Genomic DNA, 21,695 nt, shown 5'->3' with positions numbered 1-21,695 from the left:
CCACCTTCGCTGTTCCCGGGTTTCTCACCCATGAGTGGGCAGGTGCCTCTCTTCTTGGTCAGCCGGGCCGTTTCGGCCTTGGCGGGTTCCATGATGCTGCTCGCATTGGGGGTGTGGGCGAAGCAGCTCACGGGATCCAACACTTTGGCAGGACTGTGCACCGCCGTTGTCATGGCCCCGCGTCTGCTTGGTTTCCTGGCGGGCGAGTCCTTGGATCGACTTCCTCGTAGAACCGCGCTTCTCGGGGCTGAACTGACGACAGCTGGCGCCCTCGCCGTGCTGTGGCTGGTGCAGCGCGATGAGCAGTACGTGCCCCTTGTCATCTTCGGGCTTGTCTACGGAGCCCTGGGGGTTCTCGTCTACACCGCATCCCCGGGAGCCCTCAAGGCAATCACCCCCAAGGATGAGATCCCCCGTGCCGTCTCAGTGTTGCAGGTCATCAACGGAACGGTGTTGCTCCTCGGACCGATCAGTGGGACCGCCGTCCTCGCCACACTCGGGCCGCGCTGGCTCGTCGTTGTGACCGCTGGCCTGTTCCTCATCGGTGCGCTGCTGCTGATCCTGGTCCCCATACCGCGTCACGACTGCGGAGATGTCCCGGGAAGGTGGGCCGGAATGCGGCTCTTGTGGTCGGATCCGCAGCTCAGGGTCGCGTTGGTCACCCTCGTCATGGCCTACGGCGTGATCGGCCTCGTCGATGGGTCGCTGTATGCCCTCATCGACGCCCTCCATCGACCGGCGCAGTTCGCCGGGGTCGTGCTCGCCACGCAGGGGATCGGCATGGTTGTCGGTGCATTCGTGGTGCCGGGACTCATTGCTCGCCATGGTTCGCTGCGGTGCCTTGGCCGGAGTCAGTCTCAGCGTCGCGCTGACCTCTCTCGGCGTCCTTGTGCAGGAACGTGTGGACCAGGCTGTCATGGGACGTGCCCAGGCTGCTCTGCAGACGGCCCAGACCACACCGGCCCTTGCGACGATGATTCTGGGTGCGTTGCTCGTGGCCCACGTGGATTTTCGGCTCCTGTACATGACCGCTGCAGGAGGTCTGGTCGCCATTGGGGTGTGGGGGCTTCGCCGGGGAGGTGCCACGCGCCCTGAGCGGGCGACCCCGCGGGCCGGGAGACCGGGTTAGAATCCGGCCGTGGTCACGAAATCCCCCAGAGCCGCGCGTCGAGACGACAGCGCCAGCGTCCCTGCCAACACCCCGTGGATCGAGCGTCACTTCGGCGTGAAACGACGCGGGTCCAGCATCGGCCGCGAGGTTCGCGGCGGGCTGGTCACCTTCTTCGCGATGGCCTACATCATCGCGCTCAACCCGCTCATCCTCGGCACCGCCGTCGACAAGAACGGGCTGCTCATCTCCGGGGCGCCGAAGTACCTCGACGCGGCGATGACCCAGGAGAACGGGGCCGCGGTGGCGGCGTCGATCGGCATGGTCGCCGCGGCGACGGCGCTCATCGCCGGCGTCCTGACCATCCTCATGGGCGTGGTGGGTCGTTTCCCCGTCGGCATGGCGACAGGGCTCGGACTCAACGCCCTCGTCGCCTTCGCCCTCGCCCCGCAGATGACGTGGCCGCAGGCGATGGGGCTGGTGGTCTGGGAGGGCATCATCATCGCCATCCTCGTCCTCACCGGTTTCCGCAAGGCGGTGTTCAAGGCCGTCCCTCGGACCCTGCGTACGGCCATCTCCGTCGGCATCGGGTTGTTCATCGCCTTCGTCGGGCTCATCAACGCCGGTGTGGTCCGCAAACCCGCGGGCGCACCGCCGGTGGAACTCGGGATCGCCGGCTCGCTGTCGTCGTGGCCGATCCTCGTCTTCATCATCGGATTCTTCCTACTGGTCGCCCTCCACGTGCTGAAGGTCAAGGGCGCGATGCTCATCTCGATCCTCGCAGCAACGGTGCTGGCCGTCATCATCGAGGCCATCGGGCACCTCGGCATCCACATCGGGCCGGAGAACCCCACCGGCTGGGCCCTCAACGTGCCGTCGTTGTCGGGATTCTCGCTGCCGGATCTCGGACTGCTGTTCAAGGTGGACATGGTCGGTGGCTTCCTCGTCGACGGGAAGTTCTCCTTCCCGACCTTCCTGGCGCTCATGGTGCTGGTGTTCTCCCTGCTGCTGGCGGACTTCTTCGACACCATGGGCACCGTCGTCGCGGTCGGCTCCGAGGGTGACCTGCTCGACAAGGACGGAATGCCGGAGCAGGCCACCGAGATCCTGCTCGTCGACTCCCTCGGCGCCGTGGCCGGTGGCCTCGGTTCCGTGTCGTCGAACACCTGCTACATCGAGTCGACGGCGGGGGTCGGTGAGGGGGCCCGCACCGGTCTGGCCTCCGTGGTGACGGGGCTCGCCTTCCTCGCCTCGGTGTTCCTGGCGCCCTTGGTCAACATCGTGCCCTCCGAGGCCGCCGCGCCCGTGCTGGTGTTCGTCGGGTTCCTCATGATCGCGCAGGTCGTGGACGTGGACTGGAATGATCCCGAGGTCGGCATCCCCGCCTTCCTCACCATCATCCTCATGCCGTTCTCCTACTCCATCACCGTCGGCATCGGGATCGGGTTCCTGGCCCACGTCTTCATCAAGGTCATCCGTGGCCACGCGTCGAAGGTCCACTCACTCATGTATGTGGTGGCCGGGCTGTTCATCATCTACTTCCTGCAGGGACCACTCCTCGCCCTCATCGGGTGACCCAGCTTGACCGCGCTGTCGGCTGAATGGTCGAGAGGGTTGCTTTCGACGTGGATCCACGGAACTGTGATGGGGCAAGTACTTGAAAAATCATTCACTTTGTTCCATTGCGAAAGGTGGACATCATCATGAAAACGCCGAAGGTCGTTGGTTTGCTCATTCTCATCGCGGGTGTCGTCATGCTCCTCTCCGGTGCCCTGACCTGGGGGTTCACCTCCTCCCAGTTGGCCTCGGAGAAGATCACCGTGGCCCAGGACGCGGACAGCTTCGCCGGGGCCGAGGTGAAGGGGCCGCTCACCGCGCTGGCCCAGTCCGAGGCCGTCAAGAAGCACATCATGACCGCCTCCGGGGGACTGACCTATGCCGAGCTCGGGAACGAGGTCCGCAAGGCCACTGAGGCGGGGGACAAGGCCAAGGCTGATGAACTCCAGAAGACCCGCACGATGGTGGAGACCGGAAACTTCGTGCGCTCCTCGTTGCTCACCTCCGTGATGGCCTTCGGGGTCTCGGCCCTGGTGATGGGGGTCGGATTGCTGTTCGCCCTGACCGGATGGGCGCTGACTCGGGTCAAGCTTCCTGTCGTCGCTGCCCAGGAGAACCTCGCGCAGGGCGAAGCATCCTGACCGGGGCGATGCGCCCTCATGGGTTCTGTCCCGAGCGGGTGAGCCAAGCAGGCCGGGTAGGCTGACGCAGCTTGATTGAGAGTTCATCCACCTCCCGGGTGGGTGTGTACGGAAAGGCTGTCCATGAAGTCGCAGAAAGTGATCGGCATCGTGTCGATCATCGTGGGAGTCGTCATGCTCGTCTCGGGTGCCATCGCCTGGGCGGTGACCTCCTCCCAGCTCGCTGCCGAGAAGATCACCGTCCCTCAGGACGCCATCGCCTTCCAAGGGTCCCAGGTCAAGGGGCCGCTCACCGCGTACGTGCAGGCCGACATCATCAGCAAGCACGCCGCCAAGCAGAGCGAGGGGCTGACCTTCGCCGAGCTGGGGGTCAAGGTGCGAGAGGCCAAGGAGGCGGGGAACACCGAGTTGGCGGAGAAGTACCAGAGCGCGCGTGATGTCGTGCAGACGGCATCCTTCCTGCGGGCCTCGCTGTTCACCTCGGTGCTGGCCTTCGGGGTCTCGGCCCTGGTGATGGGGGTCGGGCTGATGTTCGGCCTGATCGGGTGGTCTATGACCCGGAACAAGGAGCGAGACGTCGTGAAGGCCGAGGAGGTCACAGCCTGAGGTCGTGTCAGCCTCGTGGGTGTTTCGAGCGTTGCGGTTGAGGTCTTTCTCAGCCGCAACGCTCGTCGCGTTCGCGGCCGTGACGATGCCCTAGTCTTGGGGCATGTTTGAGAAGGTCCTTGTCGCCAACCGAGGCGAGATCGCCATCCGTGCCTTCCGCGCCGCCTACGAGCTCGGTCACAGGACCGTCGCGGTCTTCCCCTACGAGGATCGCAACGCCGATCACCGCGTCAAGGCCCATGAGTCCTATCTGATCGGAGAGAAGGGGCACCCGGTTCGCGCCTACCTCGACATCGATGAGGTCATCCGCGTGGCGAAGGAGTCAGGATCGGATGCCATCTACCCCGGTTACGGGTTCCTCTCCGAGAACCCCGACCTCGCGGCCGCGTGCGAGGCCAACGGGATCACCTTCGTCGGCCCTTCGGCGAAGGTCCTGGAGATGGCTGGCAACAAGGTCCGCGCCTTGGAGCAGGCCCGCCTGGCGGGTGTGCCGACGCTGAGTTCCACCGCACCCTCCACGGATGTCGACGAGCTGACGCGGCAGGCTGAGGAGATCGGCTTCCCGGTCTTCATCAAGGCCGTCGCCGGGGGCGGTGGCCGAGGTATGCGGCGGGTCAACGACCCTGCCAGGTTCCGTGAGGAGCTCGGTGCCGCCATGCGTGAGGCCGAGGGAGCCTTCGGCGACCCGACGGTGTTCGTGGAGCAGGCCGTCGCGGCTCCCCGCCACATCGAGGTCCAGGTCCTGGGCGACCGGGAGGGCAACATCGTCCATCTCTTCGAGCGTGACTGCTCCATCCAGCGGCGACACCAGAAGGTGGTCGAGATCGCCCCGGCGCCGCACATCTCCGACGAGCTACGGGAGGCCCTGGCCCGGGATGCGGTGAAGTTCGCCAAGGCCATCAACTACACGTGTGCGGGCACCGTCGAGTTCCTCGTCGAGACCAGTGGCCCGAGGGCGGGAAGTCACGTGTTCATCGAGATGAACCCGCGGATCCAGGTGGAGCACACCGTCACCGAGGAGATCACCGACGTCGACCTGGTGCAGGCCCAGTTGCGCATCGCGGCGGGGGAGACGTTGGAGGAGATCGGTATCCGTCAGGAGGACCTGAGGATCCGCGGCGCCGCCCTGCAGTGCCGGATCACCACTGAGGACCCGGCGAACGCGTTCCGTCCCGACACCGGGGTCATCCAGGCCTATCGCTCTGCCAACGGCGCGGGGATCCGGCTCGACGGTGGCACCACCGGTACCGGCGTCGAGATCAGCCCCCATTTCGACTCGCTGCTGGTGAAGCTGACGGCCCGGGGACGCACCCTTGAGGACGCCACGGCACGGGCCAGGCGGGCTCTGGCTGAGTTCCGGGTCCGGGGCATCGCCACCAACATCGCGTTCCTGCGCGCGGTTCTCGACGACCCGGACTTCGGGCAGGGTGGGGTGACCACCTCCTTCATCGACGAGCGTCCCTACCTGCTCAGCGCCCGCACCCCGGCGGACCGGGGCACGAGGCTGGCCCGGTTCCTCGCCGACGTCACCGTCAACCAACCCAATGGGGCGGCCCCGACGACGGTGGAGGCCACGGCGAAACTGCCCCGGATCAGCCTGGCGGAGGAGGCCCCGCGCGGCTCCCGTCACCGGCTGCTGGAACTCGGCCCCGTCGGCTTCGCCCGCGCCCTGCGCGAGCAGCGGGCCGTCGGGATCACCGACACCACCTTCCGTGACGCCCACCAGTCCCTCCTCGCCACCCGGGTGAGGACGAGGGACCTGCTGGCCGTCGCGCCGCACCAGGCGCGGATGCTGCCGAACCTGTTCTCCGTCGAGTGCTGGGGTGGCGCAACCTACGACGTCGCCCTGCGTTTCCTCGGCGAGGACCCGTGGGAGCGGCTCGCGAAGCTGCGTGAGGCGATGCCGAACCAGAACCTGCAGATGCTGCTGCGGGGCCGCAACACCGTCGGCTACACCCCCTACCCGACGGAGGTCACGCGGGCCTTCGTGCGGGAGGCGGCCGAGACCGGCATCGACGTGTTCCGCATCTTCGACGCCCTCAACGACGTCGAGCAGATGCGTCCCGCCATCGACGCCGTGGTGCAGGACACCGCGTCCGTCGCCGAGGTGGCGCTGTGCTACACGGCCAACCTGCTGGATCCGGCGGAGCGGACCTACGACCTCGACTACTACCTGAGGCTCGCCGAGCAGATCGTCGCAGCGGGGGCCCACGTCCTCGCGATCAAGGACATGGCCGGGCTGCTGCGTCCGGCCGCCGCGTCGCGGCTGGTGACGGCGTTGCGGGAACGGTTCGACCTCCCGGTCCACCTCCACACCCACGACACCACGGGCGGTCAGCTGGCGACGCTCATGGCGGCCATCGAGGCCGGGGTCGACGCGGTGGACGTCGCCAATTCGTCGATGGCCTCCACCACCTCCCAACCCCCGATGTCGGCGCTGCTCATGGCGTTGGAGGGCAGCGACCGTGCCCCGGAGATCGACGCGCAGGCCGCGCTGGACCTCGAGCCCTACTGGGAGGCGGTCCGCAGGGTGTACCAGCCGTTCGAGTCGGGCCTGCCCGCCCCGACGGGGCGCGTCTACACCCACGAGATCCCCGGCGGTCAGCTCTCGAACCTCAGGCAGCAGGCCATCGCGCTCGGCCTGGGGGACAAGTTCGAGGCCATCGAGGAGATGTACGCGGCCGCGGACAAGATCCTGGGCCGACCGACGAAGGTGACGCCATCGTCGAAGGTGGTGGGCGACCTCGCCCTGCACCTGGTGGCCGTCGGTGCCGATCCGGCCGAGTTCGAGGCCGACCCGCGTCGTTTCGACATCCCCGACTCCGTCATCGGCTTCCTCAACGGGGAACTCGGCACCCCCGCCGGTGGCTGGCCCGAACCCTTCCGCAGTCGCGCGCTGGAGGGACGTCGTCAACCGCCGAGGATCACGGAGGTCGCGCCGGAGGACCTCGCCGCGCTGGAGACACCCGGGGTCGAGCGGCAGCAGACCCTCAACCGGCTGCTCTTCCCCGGCCCGACGAAGGAGTTCCAGCAGAAGCGGGAGGACTTCGGCGACGTGTCGGTCCTGCCGACGATCCCTTACCTGTACGGGATGGAGTCCGGTGAGGAGTACCCGGTCACCCTCGGGAAGGGGGTGACGTTGCTGCTCGGGCTGGAGGCCATCGGCTCGGCGGACAAGCGGGCCAAGCGCACCGTCATGACGCTGCTCAACGGGCAGTTGCGTCCGGTCAGGGTGCGTGACAACTCGCTCACCTCCGAGGTGGCCTCGGCGGAGAAGGCCGACCCGGGCAACCCGGGCCATGTCGCGGCCCCGTTCGCCGGGGCGGTCACCCCGACGGTCAGCGTCGGCGACGAGGTCGCGGCGGGCGATCAGGTGGCCACCATCGAGGCGATGAAGATGGAGGCGGCCATCAACGCGCCGGTGGCCGGCGTCGTGAAGCGCGTCGTGCTGCCGGACACCACCCAGCTCGACGGTGGGGACCTGGTACTCGTGATCGAGTCCTGAGTCAGGAGTCGATCACGACGACATCCGCGCCAGCGGCGAGCTGCTCCAGGAAACGGAGCAGGGGTTCGACGACGTCGCGGGTCCTCTCCTGCAGTGTGTCGGCGTCGATCGTGGCCAGCGCGTCACGGGTCGCGATGGCGTGCGAGTGATGGCTGTACCCGGTCATCATGCCGGGCGCGTCCCGAAGGGGGATGCCGAGGCTGCGTTCCCCGAGCCGTCGAACGGAATGCGTGGAGGGCAGCCCGCGGCGGGCCAGGTCGAACTCGATGCCGTCGAGGGAGTCGTAGCTCAGGCTCACGTGACCTGCGGAGAGTTCCTCCAGCCAGGCATCGAGGATTCGCCAGCTCTGGCCCAGACGTTCGGGCGGGATGAACTCGCCTGCCAGCAGGGCCGCGACATCCGTTGGGAGAGGCTGCTCGGGGTCGATCTCCATCGCCGGATCCCGCTTGAACAGACCCCATCGTCGTTTCATGGGTGGTGCGGGGAAGCGCGCGGCTGCCACTCTTCCGAGCTCCTCCGCCCGCTCGGGCGGGGCCCCGAAGATGTCGCGGACATCGTCGATGGCGATTCCGTAGAGCTTCATCGCTCGCATGACCCAAGCCTACCCATGGTTGTGCACGTTATGCTGGCACGCACCATGAGTAGTTTCAGAGGGCGCATCGGACGACGGGATCGTCGCAGCCATCAGCCCAGTGGATCCCGTGCCGGGGAACAGCCCTGGCGTCGCGTTCTCGCCGCCTGTCTCGCTGGTGGCATGGTGTGGGCGACGTCGCTCCCGGCCGTGGCCGAGGACCTCGTGCTCCCGGATGCCGGGGCCGCAGTCACGGGTGTCGCCTGGGACGACAGCGGCGACCGGCTCTTCGCCGTCTCCGAGGTTCACGGGGCGAGCATCCTCATCATCGACGCCGCGGGCGAGAAGCGGGGCAACCTCGACTTCTCCGCCCAGCCCGAATCGGTGCAGGGGCTCGCCCTGCACGACGGGAACCTCTATGTCGGGGACATCGGCGGTGACCGGGACGAGATCACCGTGTTCCGGATGTCGGCCGAGGCGGGGGAGCAGAAGTACCGCGCCTACAAGTTCGCCTACCCGGATGGTTCCCACGACGCGAAGGCACTGCTCGTCTCCGGAAAGGGCCGGATCTACATCGTCACCGCCGGTGAGAACGCCGGCGTGTACCGCGCCGAGCTGGAACTCTCCCGTGACGGGGTCAACAAGCTGACCCGCTCCGCCGACGCCCCGGACGGGGTGACGGACGCCACCTTCCTGCCCGACGGCGCCACCATCATCATGCGGACCGCGGCTGGGCTGGCCAAGGTCGATGCGTACTCGTGGGAGACCACCGCCACGGTGTCCTATGTCGGGGCCCCGGAAGGGGAGTCCGTCACGGCCAAGGGGGAGGGGGCGATCCTCGTCGGGGCCCAGACCCTGCGCGAGGAGGAGGTGCCCGACGGCGACACCGAGCGGGTCATCAGCGCGGAGGCGAGCCCCACCCCGTCCCAGAGCCCGGCACCGCCCGCCGAATCCGGGGCCGCCCCCGAACCCTCCCAGCCGGCTGGGGAGACCCCGCCGGATCAGTCGCAGGGCGCCAAGCCCGCCTTGGGTGGCACCAAGCTGGCGCTGGCAGCGGCAGCTGCGCTGGCGCTCTGCTGCGGGCTGGTTGTCCTCCTGCGCAGGAACTGAACGGCAACCACCGCGCACCCTCTTGCTCAGAGGCGTTCCACCACGTGGTCGATGCAACGCGTCAGGGCCTCCACGTCGGCGAGGTCCACCGAGACGTAGCAGCCGATCCGCAGCTGGTTGCGACCCAACGCCCGGTACGGGTCGATGTCGACGATCCCGTTGTCGCGCAGCACCGAGAGGACCTGCTTGCCGTCCACCTCGTCGGCGAGGTCAATCGTCGCGACGACGGGGGAGCGGTGCCCGGGGTCGGCCACGAAGGAGCTCGCCCACGGTCTCGACTCGGCCCACGCGTGGACGTGGTCCGTCATCTGGCGGCACCGCGCCTCCGCGGCGGCCAGGCCCCCCAGCTCCAGCAGCCAGGCGATCTGGTCCTGGAGCAGCAGCAGTGTCGTGAGAGCCGGGGTGTTGAGGGTCTGCTGCTTGCGGGAGTTCTGGACCGCGACGTCGAGGTTGAGGATCTCGGGGATCCAGCGCCCGCCCGAGGCCAGCCTGGCCGCCCGGTCGAGGGCCGCGGGGGAGACGAGGGCCAGCCACAGGCCACCGTCGCTCGACAGGTTCTTCTGCGGCGCGAAGTAGTAGACATCCGTGTCGGCCACGTCGACATCCATCCCACCCGCGGCCGACGTCCCGTCGATCACCACGAGCCCCTCGCCGATCCGCTCGACGGGGGCCGCGGCTCCCGTCGAGGTCTCGTTGTGGGCCCAGGCCAGCACGTCCGCGTCGCCGGTTCGGGGCAGGGTGACGGTTCCGGGGGCGGACTCCTCGACGAGGGGGGCGGCCAGGAAGGGGGCGCGCTCCGCGGCCCTGGCGAATTTGCGGGTGAACTCGCCGAACACGGCGTGCGAGGAGCGTTGCTCGATGAGCGAGCACACCGCCATGTCCCAGAACAGGGTGGAGCCGCCGTTGCCGAGGACCACCTCGTAGCCGTCGGGCAGGCGGTACAGCTCGGCCAGACCCTCCTGGATCTCGCGGACGAGATGCTTCACGGGGGCCTGGCGGTGGGAGGTGCCCAGCACATCCTGCCTGCGGGTGAGGCGGTCCACGGCCTCTGCGCGGACCTTCGCGGGGCCCGAGCCGAATCGTCCGTCAGCGGGCAACAGCTCCTGGGGGATCACGATCACCTGAGCATTCTCCCACGCAACCGTAGGGCCGTCTCGCGTCATCCCAACGGCTGGTGATTTGATGTGACCATGACGCAGTTGCAGGTGGGACGGGCCGTCACGCCGTCCGGGATCGTTGAGAACGCCGTCATCGGGATGGAGCAGGGGCGGATCACCTCGATCACCTCCGGGGGCGGCGGGGGCGACCTGTGGGCGGTCCCCGGCTTCGTCGACACGCACTGCCATGGTGCGGTCGGGGTGAGCTTCGGTAACCCCGACAAGGAGGCGAACCTCCGCGCCATCGCCTACCACCGCAGCCAGGGGACGACCACCCTCTTCGCCTCCACCGTCACCGAACCCATCGAGAAGCTGGAGGCGCAGTGCCGCACCCTGCGGGACCTCGTGGCGTCAGGGGAACTGGACGGCATCCACCTCGAGGGCCCCTTTCTCGCCGAGGCGCGCAAGGGGGCACATGACGCGGCGCTGCTGCGGGACCCCGAACCCGAGCTGGTGGAGCGGCTCATCGAAGCGGGCGGATCCGCGTTGCGGATGATCACCCTGGCTGTCGAACGTCGGCACGGTGAGGCGGCCACCCGTCGTTTCACCGAGGCCGGGGTCAAGGTGGCCTTCGGGCATTCGGATGCCGACGATGCCACCACGGCCGCGTCGATCGGCTGGGGTGCCTGCATCGCAACCCACCTGTTCTCCGCGATGCGGTCGATCCACCACCGGGAACCCGGCCCGGTCCCGGTGCTGCTCTCCGATGAGCGGGTCATGAACGAGCTGATCTGCGACGGCATCCACCATCGCCCCGTCATCGCCCGGATGGCGATCGACGCCGCCACTCCCGAGCGGATCTGCCTGGTCACCGACGCCATGAGCGCCACCGGGCAGGGCAACGGACGCTACCTGCTGGGGGAACTGGAGGTGGAGGTCACCGATGGCACCGCGCGCCTCGTCACGGCCGACGGTCAGCCGGGCGCCATCGCCGGCTCCACCCTCACGATGGCGAAGGCGTTCGAGTTCGTTGTCACGCAGGTCGGGTGCTCGATCGAGGAGGCGGCGATGATGGCCGCCACCACGCCCGCCCGGTGGCACGGTCTGACGGAGGTCGGCAGCCTCGAGGTCGGCAAGAGGGGCGACGTGTGTATCGTCGACGATTCCGGCCGTCTGCAGCAGGTGTGGCGTCGAGGTGAGAGGATCGGGTGAGCGGCGCGACCTGCTGTCCCCAAATCCTGCTCAGAGCTGGGATGACCAGTAGCATTGGCCCGGAGGAGGAACGCCGATGAGCGAACTGATCGATACCACGGAGATGTATCTCAGAACCGTCTACGAGTTGATCGAGGAGGGAGTGCCCCCGCTGCGCGCACGTATCGCCGAGCGGCTGCACCAGTCCGGACCCACGGTCTCCCAGACGGTCGCTCGGATGGAGCGTGACGGTCTGCTGACCGTCTCCCCGGACAGGATCATCAAACTGACCCCCAAGGGTGCGAAGCTCGCCAGGGACGTGATGCGCAAGCACCGGTTGGCCGAGTGCCTGCTCACCCAGGTGATCGGGCTGGAATGGGACAAGGTCCACGATGAGGCATGCCGATGGGAGCACGTCATCTCTGAGGACGTTGAGGCGCGACTCGTCAAGATCCTGGACGGGCCGACGATCTCCCCGTACGGCAACCCGATCCCCGGCCTGGCCGATCTGGGGTTGAAGAAGAAGACGGAGTCCTTCGGCGACGGGGTGGTGCCGCTGTCCCAAGTGGTGCCGAACCGTGGGGAGGTGAAGGCCACCCTCCAGCGGATGAGTGAGAATCTCCAGGCCGACGCGGAGGTCCTCTCCGCGATCGCCGCGCTGGGGCTGCGGCCCGGCATGGAGTTCCTGGTCCGTCGTGCAGGGCTCGCGTTGCGACTCATCGTCGGCGAGGAGGCGGTCACCCTCGACGAGGGGGTCGCCGAGTTGCTCTTTGTCACGACACCCGGTTCCTGAGCCGATACCCCCGGGGGAATATCCGGGGGGCGGGTAGCGTTGTGGACATCGAAGATTCACACATGAAGGAGACGAACATGGCCACGACTGACCTGACCAAGGACACCCTCACCTCCACCATCGATGGCAACGACATCGTCATCGTGGACTTCTGGGCCTCATGGTGTGGGCCCTGCATGCGCTTCGCCCCGATCTACGAGGAGGCGTCGAAGCGTCACGAGGATGTTTTCTTCGGCAAGGTCGACACCGAGGCCGAGCAGGAACTGAGCTATGCCCTGGAGATCCAGTCCATCCCCACGCTCATGGCCTTCCGATCCGGGGTTCTGGTGTTCCGCCAGTCAGGAATGCTCAACGGATCACAGCTGGATGACCTCGTCCGTCAGCTCAAGGAACTCGACCCTGAGCAGGTGAAGGCCGCCGCCCAGAAGCAGGAGTGATTTGGCGATGACTGCGTGACGCATTTGCGGGGCATGGCTGCGTGGGTCGGCCTAGTATGGCGAAACCGCCACTGGTCGAATCCAAGGAAGGAACGCCATGGTCGATCGCAACGATGTCACCGGTCTACCGGATCTGAGGACCTCCACGGGGCGTGTCGCCCCCACCCGTTCCAGACGGCCGATCTATCTCGATCTGTTGCCGCCATGCAATGCGGGCTGCCCCGCCGGGGAGAACATCCAGGAGTGGTTGCGGCTCATCAAGGCCGGGCAGCAGGAGGCCGCGTGGCGTCAACTGACGGCTGACAACCCATTCCCTGCCATCCACGGCCGGGTGTGCTACCACCCCTGCGAGACCGCCTGCAACCGGAAGGACCTGGACCAGGCGGTCTCGATCCACTCCGTCGAGCGGTACCTCGGCGACCTCGCTCTCGAACAGGGGTGGGCGTTCGAGCAGCCGTTGCGGAGCTCCGGCCGTCGGGTCCTGGTGGTGGGGGCTGGCCCCTCCGGTCTGTCCGCTGCCTATCACCTGCGCCGTCTCGGTCATGACGTCGAGATCCAGGATTCGGCGGAACTGCCCGGCGGCATGATGCGTTACGGCATCCCTGAGTACCGGCTCCCGAGGGACGTCCTCGACGCCGAGATCCAGCGGCTCAAGGACTTCGGGGTCGTCATCCGTGGCGGGATCACCGTCACCGACCTCCTCGCCACCCAGGCCGAGGGGAACTTCGACGCCGTGTTCGTCGCGGTGGGGGCCCACCTCTCCAAACGGGTCGACATCCCCTCAGCCGACGCCTCCCGCATGGTGGACGCCGTGTCCTTCCTGCGCGACGTGGCCAAGGGAGAGCGCCCTGTCATCGGGCGAAAGGTCGCGATCTACGGCGGCGGCAACACGGCCATGGACGCGGCCCGGGTGGCGCGTCGTCTCGGGGCGGAGGAGTCCGTCATCGTCTACCGCCGCACCGTGGAGCAGATGCCCGCCCATGAGGAGGAACGCGAGAGCGCCGAACGCGAGGGCGTCCGGATGAACTGGCTCCGGACGATCACCGAGATGGGCTCGCAAGACCTCACCGTGGAGATCATGGAACTCGACGAGAACGGCAAGGCACGCGGGACCGGCCGGTTCGAGAAACTCGCCGCGGACACCGTCATCCTCGCCGTGGGGCAGGAGGCGGACACCGGTTTCCTCAAGGCCATCCCAGGGATGAACTTCGACGACGACGTGGTCCGGGTCGACCCGAGGACCCTCATGACGGATGTGGAGGGGATCTTCGCGGGTGGCGACATGGTCCCCTCCGAGCGCACCGTCACCGTCGGTGTCGGGCACGGCAAGAAGGCGGCCCGTTGCATCGACAAGTGGCTCAACCAGGACAGCTCGCCGCGTCCGGCGAGGCACCCCATCGTCCACCTCGACGACATGAACCTCTGGTACTTCGGCGGGCACGCGCGGCGTGAGCACGAGGAGCAGGCCCCGGAGGAACGGATCAGCGACTTCGGGGAGATCGTCGCCGGCCTGCGCCCGGAGGAGGCGGTCTTCGAGGCCCAGCGATGCCTGTCGTGCGGGAACTGCTTCGAGTGTGACGGCTGCCTCGGCTCCTGCCCGGAGGACGCAGTCATCAAGCTCGGCCCCGGGAAGCGTTACCGCTTCGACTACGAGCGTTGCACCGGCTGCGGCACCTGCTTCGAGCAGTGCCCCGTCCATGCCATCGAGATGATCCAGGAGAACCAGCGATGAGTGAGCGCACCATCATCGACGGCAACGAAGCCGCGGCGGATGTCGCCTACCGGCTGAGCGAGCTGTGCTCCATCTATCCCATCACCCCGAGTTCCACCATGGCCGAGTTGGCCGACGAGTGGTCCTCGCACCGTCGTCCGAACATCTTCGGCACCGTGCCCACCGTCATCGAGATGCAGTCGGAGGGGGGCGCCGCCGGTGCCATGCACGGTGCCCTGCAGGGCGGCGCCCTGTCGACGACGTTCACCGCGTCGCAGGGGTTGCTGCTCATGATCCCGAACATGTACCGGATCGCGGGTGAGCTGACCTCGACGGTGTTCCACGTGGCCGCGAGGTCGTTGGCCACGCAGGGGCTGTCCATCTTCGGCGATCACCAGGACGTCATGGCGGTGCGGCAGACCGGATGCTGCCTCATCAGCTCGGCCTCGGTGCAGGAGGCCCACGACATCGCGGCGATCTCGCATCTCGCGACGCTGCGCAGCAGGTTGCCGTTCGTGCACTTTTTCGACGGGTTCCGGACCAGCCATGAGCTCAACACCCTGACGAAGCTGAGCGACGACCAGCTGCGGGCCCTCGTCCCGGCCGGTCTCGTGCGGGAGCACCGGGCGCGAGCCCTGTCGCCGGCCAACCCGTTCATCCGCGGGACCGCGCAGAACCCGGACACCTACTTCCAGTCCCGTGAGACGGCCAACCCGTTCTATGACGCGGTGCCGGGGATCCTCACCGAGGTGATGGAGCGTTTCGAGGAGATCACCGGACGGCGGTACTCGCTGGTTGAGTACCACGGTGCGCCGGATGCGGAACGCGTCGTGGTCATCATGGGCTCCGGCATCGAGACGGTGGTTCCCGTGGTGGAGCATCTCAACGCCTCGGGGGAGAAGGTGGGCGCGCTGTTCGTCCGGCTCTACCGTCCCTTCCCGAAGGAGGCGCTGCTGGCGGCGCTGCCCGAATCCGTCCGGCGCGTCGCCGTCCTGGACCGCACCAAGGAACCCGGCGCGGGCGGGGAGCCGCTGTTCCTCGATGTCTCGTCGGCCATCGCCGAGGCGGTCGCGACGGGGCGTCGGGAGCGGATGCCGGTGGTCATCGGCGGACGCTACGGCCTGTCCAGCAAGGAGTTCACCCCGGCCATGGCGAAGGCGGTCCTCGATGAACTCGCCGCCCCCGAGCCGAAGCCCCGCTTCACCGTCGGGATCACCGACGACGTCACCCACCTGTCGCTGCCGGTGGACCCCGGTTTCGAGCTGTTGGATCCCGACACCCACCGGGCGGTGTTCCACGGGCTGGGCTCGGACGGCACCGTCGGGGCCAACAAGAACACGATCAAGATCATCGGCTCCGATCCGGACACCTACGCCCAGGGCTACTTCGTCTACGACTCGAAGAAGTCGGGGTCACGCACCGTCAGCCACCTGCGTTTCGGGCCGAACCCGATCAAGGCCCCGTACCTGGTGACGAAGGCGAACTTCATCGGCTGCCACCACTGGTCCATCCTGGAGCGGGTCGATGTGCTCGAGAGCGCCCGTCCCGGCACGACGCTGCTGCTCAACTCGCCTTACCCGCCCGAGGAGGTGTGGCAGCAGCTGCCCCGCCCGATGCAGGAGCGGATCGTCGACCTGGGCATCGATCTCTACGCCATCGACGCCACCGCCGTCGCCCGGGCTGCGGGGCTCGGGTCGAGGACGAACACGATCCTCCAGACCTGCTTCTTCGCCATCTCGGGGGTGCTGCCCCGGGACGTCGCCATCGAGAAGGTCAAGGAGGCCATCACCAAGACCTACTCCCGCAAGTCGATGGCGATCGTGGAGAAGAACCACCGGGCCGTGGACGCGTCGTTGGCGCACCTGCACCGGATCGAGGTCCCGGCCGTCGCGGCGGGGGAGCGGGAACTCATCCCTCCCGTCCCATCTGACGCGCCCGACTTCGTCCGGGAGGTGACCGCGACGATGCTGGCGGGTCGTGGCGACGACCTGCCCGTGTCGAAGCTGCCCGTCGACGGCTCCTACCCGTCGGGGACCACCCGGTTCGAGAAGCGCAACATCTCGGAGATCGTCGCGGTGTGGGACAACGAGGCGTGCATCCAGTGCGGCAACTGCTCCTTCGTCTGCCCGCACGCTGTGCTACGCGCCAAGTACTACCCGGCCGACCTCGTCGACGGCGCCCCTGAGGGTTTCCTGAGCCAGCCGATCGACGCGGCAGGTCTGCCCGACACGCGGTACACCCTGCAGGTGTACGCGGAGGACTGCACCGGGTGTGGACTCTGTGTGGAGGCGTGCCCCGTCAAACCGATCGGGCAGCCGAACCGTCGCGCCATCAACCTGGAGCCGGTGCTCGACCGGACCCGGGAGAAGGAGGCGGTGAAGTTCTTCGAGACGATCCCCCTCAACGACCGTCGGGACGTCGACTTCGGCACGGTGCGCGGCACCCAGTTCCTGGAACCGCTGTTCGAGTTCTCCGGGGCCTGTTCGGGCTGCGGCGAGACCCCCTACCTGAAGCTGCTCACCCAGTTGTTCGGGGATCGCGCCACCGTCGCCAACGCCACCGGCTGCTCGTCGATCTACGGCGGGAACCTGCCGACCACCCCATGGGCGAGGAACGCCGCCGGGCGCGGTCCGGCCTGGTCGAACTCGCTCTTCGAGGACAACGCCGAGTTCGGGCTCGGGCTGCGGCTCGCCGCCGATCTGCACCGTGACATCGCCCGCACCTTGTTGGAGGAGCTGCGGGCCGAGATCGACGACGACGAGCTGGTCGACTCGTTGCTCGCCGCCAAGCAACGCATGGAGTCGGGACTGGCGCGGCAGGCGTTGCGGGTCCAGCGGCTGAAGGATCGGCTGGAGCAGCTGAGCGGCCCGAAGGTCGAGGACCTGAAGAGCGTCTGCGATCACCTGCTGCGACGCTCCGTGTGGATCGTCGGCGGCGACGGCTGGGCCTACGACATCGGGTCGGCGGGTGTGGATCACGTGCTGGCCTCGGGGCGCAACGTCAACGTGCTCGTCCTCGACACGGAGGTCTACTCCAACACGGGTGGGCAGGCATCGAAGTCGACGCCGCTCGGCGCCGTCGCGAAGTTCGCCGCCGCTGGCAAGCACACCAACAAGAAGGACATGGCCATGCAGGCGATGGCCTACGGGTCGGTCTACGTCGCCCGCGTCGCGATGGGGGCGGATCCGCAGCAGACCCTCAAGGCGTTCCGGGAGGCGGAGGCCTACGAGGGGCCGAGCCTCATCATCGCGTACAGCCACTGCATCGCCCACGGCATCGACATCCGCAAGGGCCTGGATCAGCAGTACAAGGCCGTCAACTCCGGGCACTGGCCGTTGATGCGGTACAACCCGGTGATCCGGGAGCAGGGAGGCAACCCGTTCCTGCTCGATTCGCCACGTCCGAGGGTGAAGCTGCGTGAGTACCAGAGCGCCGAGTTGCGGTACAAGGTCCTCCAGGCTGCCGACCCGGTGGAGGCGGACCGTATCCTTGAGATCGCTCAGGCGCAGGTCGACCGGCGCTGGGCGGAGTACGAGGAACTGGCGCTGCGCGGCGCCGAGAAGTTCGCCGCGGATCCACGCAAGGAGGAGTCATGGCAGATCTGAGCACCCGCTATCTGGGCCTGGAGCTGCGGAATCCCGTCATCGCCTCCGCAGGGCCCCTGTCCCAGACCCGCGACGACATCGTCGCGTTGGCGGACGCGGGGGTCGGGGCCGTGACGATGTTCTCCCTGTTCGAGGAGCAGGTGGCGCGGGAGGCCGAACGGCAGATCGTGCTGGAGGAGAGCTACGAGGAGCTGTTCCTCGAGGCGACGAGCTTCTTCCCCAACGTCCCGCAGGGGACGGGGGACGCGGTGTCCAGCTATCTCCGGCTGGTGGAGGAGGCGGCCTCGTCGATCGACGTGCCGCTCATCGCCTCCCTCAACGGCGCGTCGCACGGCGGCTGGACCCGGTCCGCGAAGCGGCTGCAGGAGGCGGGGGCCTCCGCGATCGAGTTGAACATCTACTACGTTCCCGGGGATCTCACCGCCACGGGTCAGCAGGTCGAGCAACGTCACCTCGACATCCTCGGTGCGGTGAAGCGTGAGGTGAGCGTCCCCGTCGCGGTGAAGCTCAGCCCGTACTTCTCGTCGGTGGGGGCGATGTGTCGGCACCTCGACGAGGCGGGGGCCGACGGGCTGGTGCTGTTCAACCGGTTCTTCCAGCCGGACATCGACCTGGAGCGGGTCGAGGTGACCAGCGGGGTCACGCTCAGCCACCCGGATGATGCCCGCCTGCCCCGCACATGGATCGCGGTCCTGCACGAGCACCTGCGGGCCTCGCTCGCGGCCAGCTCCGGGGTCGACCAGGCGGGGGACGTGGTGAAGTACATCCTCGCCGGGGCGGATGTCGTCGGCACCACCTCGGCACTGGTGCGGCACGGCATCCCACACGCCACCACGCTCATCGACGGACTGAACCAGTGGCTCGACGGGCACCAGCTGACCCTCGCCGAGGCGCGAGGCATGCTCGCGGTGCCCGCCGAGGCACACCCGGCGGCCTACGAGAGGGCGGGCTACGTCTCGGCCCTGGAGAAGGCGAAGACCACCTACGGCTCGCTGGCCTGAAGGGCTGACACGTCCCGACTTGTCGGGTGCCCGCGTGCCCGCAACGATGGGTTGGCAACGTCGTGAGGAGTGGCCGTGGCCAAGGTGGAGTGGGAGTCGGTGGAGCGGGCTGCTGTGGAGCAGGTGCTGCGGGAGGTGCGTCGGGTGCGTGCCGAGCATCCCGATGAGCGGATCTACGCAGCGATGTTCCACGTGTTCTACGGCGACGGGGAGGACATCTATTGGCCGTGCCTGTCGGTGGGTACCGAAGAGTCTTTGAAAACGGTTGAGGCCAGATATCTGGAGAGGGACCCCGACGACGATGTCTCCGGTCTGCGGTTCTCCGGGGCGGATCTGCCCTACATGGTTGAGGCCACTGAAGCGGAGATGGCTGTGGCTGAGGGAGTCAATGAGTATGGCCTGTCGCTGGGTGGCGAAGATGCCTGGGACGAGGTTTATGACCAGTTTCTCGAGGTGTTCCCGAGGGCGGCGAGGAAGGCGCGGAAGGCTGCGATTGATGAGAGCTTGGTGGGCGAGGAGTTCATCGTCGTGGCGCTGGACGAGGCGATGGAGCTGGTGCCCGCCTGCCTGACGAGGGAACAGTTGGAGCGGCACTTTCCGGAGTTGGTGGCCGGGCAGCGGGACGAGCAGCGCATCCTGGCCCTGCCGGAGGCGGAGCGGGTGCAGGCATTGCTGGACATCTCCTTCAGAAGGATCGAGGGGTCGCCGCTGTGGTGGGAGCGGACCGACCCGTTGCTGTTCCGGGAGGGCGCGGCTGCGGTGCCCGGTCTGGTGGCGGTGCTGGAGGGCCGCGCGGAGGGGGAACCGTGGACGGCGGCGAGACTGGCGGCAGGCGTGAACCACGCCACCCCGGAGCTCATCGCCGCGTTGGACCGCGTGCTCGACGATGAGCAGGCGGAGGAGGCCGCCAAGGGCTGGGCCGCCTCCGCGCTGTGTGCCCTGGGACGGATGGATCTGCTGGCGGGGCGGATCGGCAGCCTTCCCGAGGCGACCATCAGCCAAGGCCTGAGCCATCCCTTCGGGCCGTTCCGGGACAAGGGCAATCACGGCCCGCTGGACTACCGGCCCCTGGAAGCGGTGCTCGAGGCGCACCCGGAGTTCGACGAGAAACTGCTCAATTGCAGCGGTGGCACTTGCGAGATCGACGAGGCCGAGGTGGCGGAGGCCGAACGCGGTACAGCGTCGAAATGGAAGTTCATCCGCGACCATGCTGAGGACGTGCTGGAGCGATACCGCGCAAGGTGATTCCCCGCTACCGCCGCTGGTCGAGCCGGACCGCGAGCCTCGCGAGCCGTCCGTGTCGAGACCTCCAACGCCACGTGTGGGGCCCGGGTCGCCTTCTCTCCGCTGGTCGAGCCGAGGCCGGAGGCCTCGTGTCGAGACCTCCGCAACAGTCCCTGCGAACCCTCACCGGGTCTCGACACGGCCCCTGTCACTTCGCTCCGGGACCGGCTCAACCAATGGAAAACCAAGAGAAAGTTCTTCCCAAACCCTTGCGCTAGAACATCTATTCGATTACAATGGGGTCATGAACCCCCTCCCCGCGACCCTCACCGAGGCCTACCAGGCCATTCATGAGGCGGACGCCCACGCCCGGGCGGCGGAGGTGGCCCTCATCGTCGGCATCGCGAAGGCAGCCGAGTTGTATGAGGTCGATGACGCTGCGGTGATGGAGGCTGTGGAAGGGTTCCTCGAGCCTGGTGGGGACGGTACCCCATCGGTGGGTGAATTCCTCGCCCACGAACTGGGTGGGATCCTGCAGATCTCCCCCGATGCGGCCTTGGAGAAGATCGGGACCGTCCTGGATGTTCGGTTCCGGTTCCCCGCATTGTGGGAGGCCTTCCTCTCCGGGTCGTTGCGCTGGTGGCAGGTTGCCGAGGTGGTGAACCGACCGTCGGTGTCCCAGCTGAATGCGGAGGCAGCCTCGCGGTTGGATCGGAAACTCGCTGTGGCGTTGAGGTTGTGGTCGTGGCAGCGGATCCGCCGCAACCTCGAAGCCTGGATCATCGCCGCCGACCCGGCCGCAGCCCGAGAACGCGAAGCCCGGCAGCGGGAGAACCGGTATGTGGCAGTCGATTCGGTCAAGAACAGCCACTGCGCGTTGTATGGGCTGTTGGATCCCCGTGACGCGATCGACTTCGACCACGCCCTCACCGAGGTCGCGAAAACCCTCCCCACCGAGGCGGGGGACCTGAGGCAGCGTCGCGCCGCCGCAGTCGGTGTCCTCGCGAGGCGGGCGGGTGGGCAGGAGATGCTGCCCCAGACCACCCTCATCGTCCACATCAACGCCGACGACCCAGCCCTCAACCCCGACAGCGACTCCTCGGGTGTGGCGGAGGTTGAGCGGTGGGGCGCGTTCCTGACCTCGCGGTTGCCGGAGTTCTTGAAGGACTCCCGCGTGACGGTCCGGCCCGTGGTTGATCCGTTGCGGCATGCTCCGGAGGATCTCCATGATCCGTCGGTCGGGTTGCGGATGGCAGTCACGGCATTGATGCCGGTCGATGTGTTCCCCTACGCCTCCCGCACTTCCAGGGCGTGTGATCTGGATCACACGATCCCGTACCGCGACGGCGACACCGGGCAGACCAGGTGGGGGAATCTGGCGCCGTTGGCGCGTAGGTCGCATCGGGCGAAAACCTTCGGCGGCTGGACACTCACCCAACCCGCCCCGGGCTGGTTCCACTGGAAGTCTCCGGCGGGGTTTGAGTATCTGGTGCATGCCACTGGCGGCACGATGTGTCTCCGAACTCCGGAACCAGAAC

Annotated in this window: 16 protein-coding genes; 14 read left to right on the top strand and 2 right to left on the bottom strand. The window is 67.6% G+C overall.

The window, feature by feature from the left end; translation table 11 throughout:
* Window positions 1-30: 30 nt before the first annotated feature.
* The 5 genes from EII35_RS16725 (at window position 31) to EII35_RS13095 (ending at window position 7,417) form a co-directional block, all read left to right on the top strand.
* Entirely contained in the window at window positions 31-1,095 is a 1,065-nt protein-coding gene (locus tag EII35_RS16725) for an MFS transporter (RefSeq protein ID WP_125228916.1), read from the top strand.
* Window positions 1,096-1,138: 43 nt separating this feature from the next.
* A complete protein-coding gene (locus tag EII35_RS13110; RefSeq protein WP_125228915.1) occupies window positions 1,139-2,683 on the top strand; it encodes an NCS2 family permease in 1,545 nt (514 codons plus the stop codon).
* A gap of 128 nt (window positions 2,684-2,811) precedes the next feature.
* Window positions 2,812-3,306 (top strand): aromatic ring-opening dioxygenase LigA, encoded by a 495-nt coding sequence (locus tag EII35_RS13105; RefSeq protein ID WP_185744333.1) that lies wholly within the window; start codon window positions 2,812-2,814, stop codon window positions 3,304-3,306.
* Window positions 3,307-3,429: 123 nt separating this feature from the next.
* Window positions 3,430-3,912: an aromatic ring-opening dioxygenase LigA gene (locus tag EII35_RS13100; RefSeq protein WP_125228914.1), complete on the top strand. Its 483-nt coding sequence runs from the start codon at window positions 3,430-3,432 to the stop codon at window positions 3,910-3,912.
* Window positions 3,913-4,015: 103 nt separating this feature from the next.
* Window positions 4,016-7,417 (top strand): pyruvate carboxylase, encoded by a 3,402-nt coding sequence (locus tag EII35_RS13095; protein ID WP_125228913.1) that lies wholly within the window; start codon window positions 4,016-4,018, stop codon window positions 7,415-7,417.
* A gap of 1 nt (window position 7,418) precedes the next feature.
* Here EII35_RS13095 and EII35_RS13090 read toward each other — a convergent pair whose 3' ends face one another.
* A complete protein-coding gene (locus tag EII35_RS13090; protein ID WP_125228912.1) occupies window positions 7,419-8,009 on the bottom strand; it encodes a glycosyltransferase family protein in 591 nt (196 codons plus the stop codon).
* 45 nt (window positions 8,010-8,054) lie between these two features.
* Between EII35_RS13090 and EII35_RS13085 the strand changes: the two genes are divergently transcribed.
* Window positions 8,055-9,098 carry an NHL repeat-containing protein gene (locus tag EII35_RS13085; protein WP_125228911.1) on the top strand — a complete coding sequence of 348 codons (1,044 nt, stop codon included), beginning with the start codon at window positions 8,055-8,057 and terminating at the stop codon, window positions 9,096-9,098.
* Between the two features lie 26 nt (window positions 9,099-9,124).
* Here EII35_RS13085 and serC read toward each other — a convergent pair whose 3' ends face one another.
* Window positions 9,125-10,261, bottom strand: coding sequence for a phosphoserine transaminase (gene serC, locus EII35_RS13080; protein ID WP_125228910.1), 1,137 nt, complete (start codon window positions 10,259-10,261; stop codon window positions 9,125-9,127).
* A 27-nt stretch (window positions 10,262-10,288) separates the two neighbouring features.
* Between serC and EII35_RS13075 the strand changes: the two genes are divergently transcribed.
* The 8 genes from EII35_RS13075 to EII35_RS13040 all read left to right on the top strand — a co-directional run.
* Window positions 10,289-11,407, top strand: a complete 1,119-nt coding sequence (locus tag EII35_RS13075; protein ID WP_125228909.1) for an N-acetylglucosamine-6-phosphate deacetylase — start codon at window positions 10,289-10,291, stop codon at window positions 11,405-11,407.
* Window positions 11,408-11,483: 76 nt separating this feature from the next.
* Window positions 11,484-12,179: a metal-dependent transcriptional regulator gene (locus tag EII35_RS13070; RefSeq protein ID WP_125228908.1), complete on the top strand. Its 696-nt coding sequence runs from the start codon at window positions 11,484-11,486 to the stop codon at window positions 12,177-12,179.
* A 77-nt stretch (window positions 12,180-12,256) separates the two neighbouring features.
* Window positions 12,257-12,616: a thioredoxin family protein gene (locus tag EII35_RS13065; protein WP_125228907.1), complete on the top strand. Its 360-nt coding sequence runs from the start codon at window positions 12,257-12,259 to the stop codon at window positions 12,614-12,616.
* A 97-nt stretch (window positions 12,617-12,713) separates the two neighbouring features.
* On the top strand, window positions 12,714-14,348 hold the full coding sequence (locus EII35_RS13060) for an NAD(P)-binding protein (RefSeq protein WP_125228906.1): 1,635 nt from the start codon (window positions 12,714-12,716) through the stop codon (window positions 14,346-14,348).
* Window positions 14,345-17,932 (top strand): pyruvate:ferredoxin (flavodoxin) oxidoreductase, encoded by a 3,588-nt coding sequence (nifJ, locus tag EII35_RS13055; RefSeq protein ID WP_125228905.1) that lies wholly within the window; start codon window positions 14,345-14,347, stop codon window positions 17,930-17,932. The genes EII35_RS13060 and nifJ overlap by 4 nt, the downstream gene beginning before the upstream one ends.
* Complete coding sequence (locus EII35_RS13050) at window positions 17,920-18,933, top strand: dihydroorotate dehydrogenase-like protein (RefSeq protein ID WP_125228904.1); 1,014 nt, start codon at window positions 17,920-17,922, stop codon at window positions 18,931-18,933. Before nifJ ends, EII35_RS13050 begins: the two co-directional genes overlap by 13 nt.
* Before the next feature lie 75 nt (window positions 18,934-19,008).
* The gene (locus tag EII35_RS13045; protein ID WP_185744332.1) at window positions 19,009-20,178 is read left to right on the top strand and encodes a DUF4303 domain-containing protein; all 1,170 of its coding nucleotides are present in this window, start codon (window positions 19,009-19,011) and stop codon (window positions 20,176-20,178) included.
* 283 nt (window positions 20,179-20,461) lie between these two features.
* Window positions 20,462-21,695 (top strand): DUF222 domain-containing protein (locus EII35_RS13040; RefSeq protein ID WP_185744331.1); only part of this gene is annotated, 1,234 nt, incomplete at its 3' end.

The sequence above is a fragment of the Arachnia propionica genome (assembly GCF_003932785.1).
In the GTDB taxonomy this organism is placed as follows: domain Bacteria; phylum Actinomycetota; class Actinomycetes; order Propionibacteriales; family Propionibacteriaceae; genus Arachnia; species Arachnia propionica_B.
Note: the sequence above shows the minus strand (reverse complement) of the source record. Positions and strands in the feature narration are given on the sequence as shown.